The 1,204-nt window shown below is 44.4% G+C and carries 1 protein-coding gene; it reads right to left on the minus strand.

The window, feature by feature from the left end; genetic code table 11:
• Nucleotides 1–56: 56 nt before the first annotated feature.
• A complete protein-coding gene (locus tag LRP50_RS25265; RefSeq protein ID WP_274167154.1) occupies nt 57–251 on the minus strand; it encodes a hypothetical protein in 195 nt (64 codons plus the stop codon).
• Nucleotides 252–1,204 lie beyond the last annotated feature (953 nt).

Genomic DNA, 1,204 nt, shown 5'->3' on the forward strand with positions numbered 1-1,204 from the left:
GTTTGCCATGATAGGAATGTGGCAATGTTCAATGAGCCTTATTTCGTGTTTGCGCTTTACACCTGCTCGTTTTTAATCCCAATCGTTCTTGCTAGCAATTGATACGAAGAGTTTGTGGTGGGGTAGTTGCCAATTCGTTCTAGCGCTTTTCGAGAGTTCTTTTGCATGGCTTCTTTTTGCTGGTCGCTGTGCGCAAATCTTTGGCTCAAGTGCACTTTGCTGTCAGGTTCATTGCCAGAATCCTTTGCCATTTAAAATGGGTTAAACCGTGGTGGTTTTGGGCATGTCGCTTCTTCGCTATTTTAGTTTTGTCGATTGGGTTTGAAATCGAAGCGTTCCGTTTTACTTGTGCATTCAAAGGTAATAATTTCATAGTTAATTCAGCACCTTGGCAGCAGGTTTTTGCTGCATCAACTGGGCAATCTAACAAGTCGCTCAAGCCGGACTAACAAACGCGTGGCACACTTGGCTTGGTTGAGTTCGGTGTTTAAGGTGGTCAATTGAGCTGGGTGGTCAGTTTGTTAGCCACTTAGCGGTGCGTTATACGCTGTAATTTTACTTACATGTAAGCTGCGACTTTGAGCGCCAAACCACTGAGGTTTTCTCAACAAAAAAGCGGTTCGCTGTTGTCTCGCCGTTTACCATTAAAGTTGTGCAAATAAGCCTTCGTTAGCCAGAGTAAATCAAACATCCTGCGGGCTGTTTGCAAAGGCAAAAGGCGAGGTTCGGCTATTCAAACAGATTGGGTGGCAGCTTTATAACAAAGGTTTTGAAGGCGGACGCAAAACATCTCCGCAAATTTTGTTATATCAACTTATGGCGTTTACGGTGGCTTTATTACGTGAAGCTAATGTTTTTCGCCCCTTAAAACGACGTTATATGCTGGTGATTAAACGTACACGTTAGCCAGTAAATTGAAGTTAAAACCGCTTCAGTTTGTTCAGCAAAATTGGGATTCTTTGGCGGGTCGCCGTTTGGCTCAAAAGTCATGCAAACAAGCCTTCAATTGCCAGTGTAAAATCCAAACATCGAGCAGGCTGTTCGCAACATTTCCAGTCAGGAGCGGCTTGTCGGCAAGGGAAGTCGCCATCATCTAACAAGGCTATAAACAGGGACGCTTTGTCAACGCGGCAGCTTTTCAAAGTGTTGTGAATACAAGGGATTAAAGCAGTTTTGGGCGGTTTGGTAAGCGCCCGTTATTGCA

The organism is Enterovibrio gelatinilyticus (assembly GCF_028683095.1).
GTDB classification, from domain to species: domain Bacteria; phylum Pseudomonadota; class Gammaproteobacteria; order Enterobacterales; family Vibrionaceae; genus Enterovibrio; species Enterovibrio gelatinilyticus.

Bases quoted from the DNA above. Each gene is read 5' to 3' on its own strand.
- LRP50_RS25265 (WP_274167154.1), bottom strand. From the start codon at position 251: ATGGCAAAGGATTCTGGCAATGAACCTGACAGCAAAGTGCACTTGAGC.